Source organism: Aestuariivirga sp. (assembly GCF_041738905.1).
Taxonomy (GTDB): domain Bacteria; phylum Pseudomonadota; class Alphaproteobacteria; order Rhizobiales; family Aestuariivirgaceae; genus Aestuariivirga.
Genome location: NZ_JBGSOZ010000185.1, coordinates 47,722 through 53,829 on the forward strand (window position 1 = coordinate 47,722; position 6,108 = coordinate 53,829).

7 protein-coding genes are annotated in these 6,108 nt (G+C 64.0%); 2 read left to right on the forward strand and 5 right to left on the reverse strand.

All coding sequences use genetic code 11. From position 1 onward, the window contains the following. Positions 1-12 precede the first annotated feature (12 nt). The gene (locus ACEW8Q_RS17610) at positions 13-840 is read left to right on the forward strand and encodes a TIGR01459 family HAD-type hydrolase (protein WP_373505362.1); all 828 of its coding nucleotides are present in this window, start codon (positions 13-15) and stop codon (positions 838-840) included. A 12-nt stretch (positions 841-852) separates the two neighbouring features. Continuing rightward, a complete protein-coding gene (locus tag ACEW8Q_RS17615) occupies positions 853-1,860 on the forward strand; it encodes a bifunctional riboflavin kinase/FAD synthetase (RefSeq protein ID WP_373505363.1) in 1,008 nt (335 codons plus the stop codon). Here ACEW8Q_RS17615 and ACEW8Q_RS17620 read toward each other — a convergent pair. The 5 genes from ACEW8Q_RS17620 to ubiA all read right to left on the reverse strand — a co-directional run bounded on the left by ACEW8Q_RS17620 (position 1,857) and on the right by ubiA (position 6,106). Beyond that, positions 1,857-2,753: a DMT family transporter gene (locus ACEW8Q_RS17620; protein ID WP_373505364.1), complete on the reverse strand. Its 897-nt coding sequence runs from the start codon at positions 2,751-2,753 to the stop codon at positions 1,857-1,859. The two genes, ACEW8Q_RS17615 and ACEW8Q_RS17620, sit on opposite strands and share 4 nt — an antisense overlap. Before the next feature lie 114 nt (positions 2,754-2,867). Then, entirely contained in the window at positions 2,868-3,146 is a 279-nt protein-coding gene (locus tag ACEW8Q_RS17625) for a DUF4170 domain-containing protein (protein WP_373505365.1), read from the reverse strand. Continuing rightward, entirely contained in the window at positions 3,143-3,928 is a 786-nt protein-coding gene (locus ACEW8Q_RS17630) for a 3'(2'),5'-bisphosphate nucleotidase CysQ (protein WP_373505366.1), read from the reverse strand. The genes ACEW8Q_RS17625 and ACEW8Q_RS17630 overlap by 4 nt, the downstream gene beginning before the upstream one ends. Beyond that, positions 3,915-5,237: a TldD/PmbA family protein gene (locus ACEW8Q_RS17635; RefSeq protein ID WP_373505367.1), complete on the reverse strand. Its 1,323-nt coding sequence runs from the start codon at positions 5,235-5,237 to the stop codon at positions 3,915-3,917. Before ACEW8Q_RS17635 ends, ACEW8Q_RS17630 begins: the two co-directional genes overlap by 14 nt. After that, on the reverse strand, positions 5,234-6,106 hold the full coding sequence (ubiA, locus tag ACEW8Q_RS17640; protein ID WP_373505368.1) for a 4-hydroxybenzoate octaprenyltransferase: 873 nt from the start codon (positions 6,104-6,106) through the stop codon (positions 5,234-5,236). Before ubiA ends, ACEW8Q_RS17635 begins: the two co-directional genes overlap by 4 nt. Between the last annotated feature and the right edge of the window lie 2 nt (positions 6,107-6,108).

Below are 6,108 nucleotides of genomic sequence, written 5' to 3' on the forward strand. Positions count from 1 at the left end.
GACCAGGCTACCATGCAGCATTTCTCCGAGTCCTACCCCGTCTGGTTCTGTGACATCTGGGGCGTGGTCCACAATGGCGTCGAGCCTTTCCCGATCACCGTCGCGGCACTGAAGCGCCATCGAGAGCGCGGCGGCACCGTCATCCTCGTCACCAATTCGCCGCGCAGCAACATCGGCGTCGAGAAGCAGCTGGTGGAAATCGGCGTCGATCCCGAAAGCCATGACCGCATCGTCACCTCTGGCGATGTGACGCAGGTGCTGATGAAGCTTCACGGCGGCGGCAAGGTCTTTCACCTTGGGCCGTCGCGCGATCATTCGATCTACGTTGGAACAGGCGTCGAGCGGGTGCCCGTCGGCGAAGCCCATGCCGTGCTCTGCACCGGGCTGTTCGACGATGTGAACGACAAGCTTGAAGACTATGACGCGCTGCTCGACGACCTGAAGCGCCGCGGCCTCGTGATGATCTGCGCCAATCCGGACAAGATCGTGCGGAAGGGTGACCGCATCCTCTATTGTGCCGGCAAGATCGCCGAACTCTATGCGGCGAGGGGTGGCGAAGTCCTGATGGCGGGAAAGCCGTTCCAGCCGATCTACGATCTTGCCATGGCCGAGGCCGGCCGCCTCCGCAACGCACCCGTTGACCGGGCCGAGGTTCTCGTCATCGGCGACGGACCGGAAACCGACATCCGCGGCGCGGCAGACTATGGCCTTGACGCCCTTCTTGTTGCAGAAGGTGTCACCGACGCGAGCGAGGGGCTCCACGTTGCCGAGGCAGCCGTCCTGGCTGCCGTGCCCCATGCCCGCATCGTGGCAACCGTCCATGACCTGTCATGGGCGTGAGAAGGGTTTGGAATGAAACTGATCGCCGGGACCGGGCCGGTTCCTGAGAGCTGCCGTGGCGCCGTCATCGCCATCGGGAACTTCGACGGCGTGCACCGTGGCCACCAGACGCTGCTGGAGATTGCGCGCGCCGAAGCCCGGCGGCTGGGAAGGCCCTGGGGCGTCGTCAGCTTCGAGCCGCATCCGCGCACCTATTTCAAGCCGGACGAGCCTGTCTTCCGCCTCACGCCCGAGGCCCTGAAGTCACGCCTCATGGCCGCACTTGGCGCGTCCTTCATGGCGGTCCTGCCCTTCGATCAGGCCCTGTCCGACCTCAGTCCGGAGGACTTCGTCACCCGCCATCTGGTCGAGCGCATGGGGGCAGCGCACGTGGTGACGGGCTATGATTTCCACTTCGGCAAAGGCCGCAAGGGCAGCCCTGTCATCATGGAGGAATTGGGCGGTCGCAATGGTTTTGGCGTCACCATCGTCGACCAGGTGACGGACGAGGGCGACCAGCATTCGCCTTTCTCGTCGAGTTCCATCCGCCAGGCGCTCCGCCATGGCCATGTCACCGCAGCGGCCCGTGAGCTGGGCTATCACTGGACCGTGCTGGGCGAAGTGGTGCGGGGCGACCAGCGTGGCCGCACCATCGGCTTCCCGACGCTCAACATCATCCTCGACAAGGGCGCGGACCCGTTTCGCGGCATCTACGCCGTGCGCGTGCGTGACGCAGCACTCAAGGGCGCCATCGCCTGGCCTGGTGCCGGCTATTTCGGCGACCGTCCCACCTTCGATACGGGCCGCACCTTTCTCGAAGTCTTTCTCATCGGTTTCGAGGGCGATCTCTATGGCCGCCAGATGCTGGTTGAATTCATCGATCTCATCCGGCCGGACAAGCGGTTCAACTCGATTGCCGAGCTGATCGGCCAGATGAACGTGGACTGCGCCGATGCCTTGGCAAGGCTTGATGCCGTGAAGGCCGACGATCCGCTGGCGGCATTCCCGCTGGGCCGCCTGCAGGCCGAGGGAAAGATCTAGACGGAAACTTCCGCTGCCGCTGCCGTTCTTCGTTGCCGTCCATCGAGCATGATGATCGAGAGCCCCGCAAGCACCACGATCGTCATGCCGGCAATGGCGAGCGCATTCGGAATGTCCCCGAACAGGATCACGCCCGAGAGCACCGCCCAGATGGTGAGCGTGTACATGAAGGGCGCCACGGTCCGCGCCGGCCCGATGCGGTAGGCGACGTAGATCAGAACGTGCCCCGTGATCAGCAGTGCACCCGCCAGCATCATCAGCACGACATGGTGAGTGCCCGGCACCATCGGCGTCTCGAACGCCAGCATGCCGATGCCGCCCGCGGCCATCAGCAGCACCAGAACGGTGAGCGCCACGACGAGCGCCGGAATATCCTGCGGTACCTTGCGGGTGATGAGGTCACGAATTGCCGCGAAGATCGCGGTCGCGAAACCGAGGAGCGCATAGGGGGATGCGGCCGTAGCGCCCGGTTGTGCCACCATAAGCGAGCCGATGATGCCGACAATGACGAGGAATACCCGCACCGACCCCAGCCGCTCGCCATAGATCAGCCGAGCGCCGACCAGCACGAAGAGCGGGCAGGTCTGGGCGATGGCTGTCATGTCCGCAATCGACATGTAGATGATGGCGATGGTGAAGCTGAAATTGGCGCCGACCTCAAGAAGCCCGCGTGCCACCAGCCACGGATTGAACATGCGGGAGAAGCCGCTTGTCTGGCCCATCGCCACCAGCAGGACGAGACAAATGGTCACCGCCGCAAAGCCGCGCATGAACATCAGCTGGAACATCGGCGCATCGGCAAGCGCAATCTTCATGCAGCTGTCGCTGCCAATGAAGACACCCATGGCGACGACCATCGGAATGATGGCGCGCAGATGCGAAGGGATAATCATGCTAAGCCGGGAGATCGCAAAGGATTGCTCTCCCTAGCTGCGTCGGCGGACCTGCGCAACGGGTGCAACGCACATGGCTCCTGTGCACACCAGCGAGGCTTCGCGAATTCAGGTCTACTTCTTCTTCGCCGGAGACTTCTTCTTCGTCACGTCCGTCGAGGGGTCGAGAAGCCGGTGCATATGGACGATGAAATAGCGCATTTGTGCGTTGTCGATCGTCTCGCGGGCCTTGCCCAGCCAGGCTTTGTGGGCTTCGGCGTAGTTGGGGTAGAAGCCCACCACGTCGAGCTTGTGGAGGTCCTTGAAGGTCACGGCCTTCAGGTCCTCCAGTTCGCCCCCGAACACCATGTGGAGCAGTTGACTGTCAGGTTTCGCGGCGGGGGCTTTGGTCATGGGGTCCTCAGATGCTTGACGATCGCCGCATGGCGCTTCGCACCTGCAGCAACAAGGCCTTGCTGCCATGGCTCAGGCCGGTTGTAAATGTATCCTTCGCCGGAGGTGCCTGAGACAGCCCCTCCTGCCTCGAGGACAAGCAATTCGCCCGCCGCAAGGTCCCAGTCATTGCGGTTTCCAATCGATACCGCGCCATCGAGCCGGCCCGCCGCAACATAGGCGAGCCGAAGTTGGAGGGGCAGGGCGCCGCTCGGATCGCCTCTGATACCCAGCGCTTCGAGGCTGCTGAGCGCCTTGCGGTTGCCCGCCAGCCTGGCACCCGCCAGTGAAATGGAATCGGGGATCACCAGCGCTCCGCCATTGAGGAAAGCGCCCTTTCCGGCAATCGCGGTATAGAACTCGTCCACCATGGGTCGGAAGACCGCGGCTGCGACCGGCCGCCCGTCCTCGATCAAGGCTGCTGCCACGCACCATTCGTCGCGGCGCTCGATGAAGGCCCGCGTTCCGTCGATCGGGTCGATGATCCACAACCTGTCATGCGCCATCCGGGCGTGATCGTCGGGGGTCTCCTCCGAAAGCCAGCCATAACCGGGGCGCTGCGGCTTCAGAGTAGCCTCGAAGAGATCGTTGATGCGGAGATCGCCTTCCGTCACCTGCGAGCCGTCGGGCTTCGTCCAGCGCTGCACGTCGGTTCGGGCCATCGAGCGGCCGAGTTCACCCGCCTCCCGCACGGTTTCAAAAAGCAGCCGGGCGTCCTGCTCCCGCGTCTCAGAGACCTGCAATGGTGAGGCCCTCGACAAGGCAGTTGGGCGCATTGACGGACGACCGGAACTCGAGGTTGCTTGCGGGTACGATGGTCTTGAACATGTCCTTCAGGTTTCCGGCGATGGTGATCTCGCTCACGGGGAACGTCAGTTCGCCGTTCTCGATCCAGAATCCGGAAGCGCCACGGCTGTAGTCGCCCGTCACCATGTTGATCGACGAGCCTATCAGCTCGGTGACGTAGAGCCCTTGCGAAATCTCCCTGGTCTGCTCGGCGGGTGATTGAGCGCCTGCGGGCAGGTACACGTTCGACGATGATGGTCCCCCGCGCGAGCCCTGTCCGGTGGGCGCGAGGCCCAGTTGCCGTGCCGCACGGAGGTCGAGGATCCAGTTGGTCAGCACGCCGGCCTCGATCAGGTTCCGCTTGTGGCAGGCAAGTCCTTCGCCATCGAAGGGCCGCGACCCGAAGCCCCGCCTGATGAACGGGTCTTCGACGATAGTGATGTGGCTGCCGAATATCTGCTGTCCCAGACACTCCTTCAGGAAGCTGGTGCCGCGCGCGATGGCAGCGCCGTTGATGGCGCCGAGGAGATGCCCGATGAGGCCCGATGCAACGCGGCGGTCATAGATGACTGGCACGGATTGCGACTTCACCTTTCGCGGAGCAAGACGCCTCACGGCGCGCTCGCCTGCCTCGCGGCCCACAGTTTCGGCCGAGCGAAGGTCGGCGAAGTGGATGGCGGAGGCATAGTCGTAGTCGCGCTGCATGGAAATGCCCTCGCCGGCGATGGCCGACATCGAAACCCCCATGCCTGTGCGCCGGTAGCCTTGCGCGAAACCGTTGGACATGACGATGGCGACGGCACTGTCGGAGGCGGACGCCCCCGCGCCGGATGATTTCGAAACGCCTTTCACGGCAAGTGCTGCAGCTTCCGCATCCCGCGCCAGGCGTTCAAGGCCTTGCGCATTGGGAAGATCGTTCGCCGCGAGGTCGAGGTCGGGGATGTCCTTTGCCAGCAGGCCGGGCTCGGCCAGTCCCGCATAGGGGTCGGGCGGCGCCAGCTTCGCCATGCGAAGCGCATTCTCGGCCAGCCGGTGGATCGCCTCGGAGGTGAGCACGCTGCCCGAGATCGTCGCCGACGACTTGCCCGAATAGACCTTCAGGCTGATGTCGCGCGCTTCCGACTGCTCCACCTTTTCGATCTTGCCGTCGAGGATCGAGATTTCGGTCGAACGGCCATCGGCGGCGACGGCGTGGACGGCATCGGCGCCGAGTTTGCGGGCATGGGCAACGGCATCGCCCGCCAGCGAGAGGAGGTCATCGATCATGTGAGAATGGAATCCAATGCGAATGCGAGGGTGAGGATGAGCCCGAATATGCGGTTTGATCTGAAAAGTTCAAGGCAGCGGGCGGAATCGGCATGGTCAAAGCGCGCAAGCTGCCATGCCGCATGCATGGCGGCACCGGCAACGCCCACATGCGCGATGAGGCCGCCGCCCGCCGTCCACACGGCCGTATCGATGAGGGCCAGGGCCGCGAAGAAGAAGAAAACCAGCCAATGCAATGAGCGCTCGCCGAATTTCAGCGCCGTCGACTTCACCCCGATGAGGATGTCATCATCCTTGTCCTGATGCGCGTAGATCGTGTCATAGGCGAGCGTCCAGGCGATGCCGCCCGCATAGAGCAGCAGCGGTGCCGCCGACAGCGATCCGTGCAGCGACGCCCAGCCCACAAGTGCTCCCCAGTTGAAGGCAAGGCCCAGCACCGCCTGCGGCCAGAAGGTGATGCGCTTCATGAAGGGGTAGACGGCAACGATCACGAGCGAGGCCGCGCCCGCAAAGATGGTGAACCAGTTGAACTGGAGCAGCACCAGAAGGCCCAGCAGGCACAACGCCACGAGAAAGACAGCGGCTTGTTTTGCGCTGACCTGGCCAGACGGAATGGGCCGCAGCTTCGTGCGCTCCACCTTGCCGTCGAAGTTGCGGTCGGCAATGTCGTTCAAGGTGCAGCCGGCGCCCCGCATGATGATGGCGCCCACGACGAACAGCAACGCATACCATGGATTGGGCAGGCCGCCGCCCAGCGCGATCTGGCCCAGAGCCAGCCCCCACAGACAAGGCAGCAGCAACAGCCACCAGCCGATGGGCCGCTCCAGCCGCATCAGCCGCGCGTAGGGCCGGAATGCGGCGGGCAGCAGCC

Excerpts from the sequence above, each read along its gene's own strand:
- ACEW8Q_RS17620 (WP_373505364.1), bottom strand. The coding sequence starts at position 2,753 with ATGATTATCCCTTCGCATCTGCGCGCCATCATTCCGATGGTCGTCGCC.
- ACEW8Q_RS17615 (WP_373505363.1), top strand. The coding sequence starts at position 853 with ATGAAACTGATCGCCGGGACCGGGCCGGTTCCTGAGAGCTGCCGTGGC.
- ACEW8Q_RS17610 (WP_373505362.1), top strand. The coding sequence starts at position 13 with ATGCAGCATTTCTCCGAGTCCTACCCCGTCTGGTTCTGTGACATCTGG.
- ACEW8Q_RS17635 (WP_373505367.1), bottom strand. The coding sequence starts at position 5,237 with ATGATCGATGACCTCCTCTCGCTGGCGGGCGATGCCGTTGCCCATGCC.
- ACEW8Q_RS17625 (WP_373505365.1), bottom strand. The coding sequence starts at position 3,146 with ATGACCAAAGCCCCCGCCGCGAAACCTGACAGTCAACTGCTCCACATG.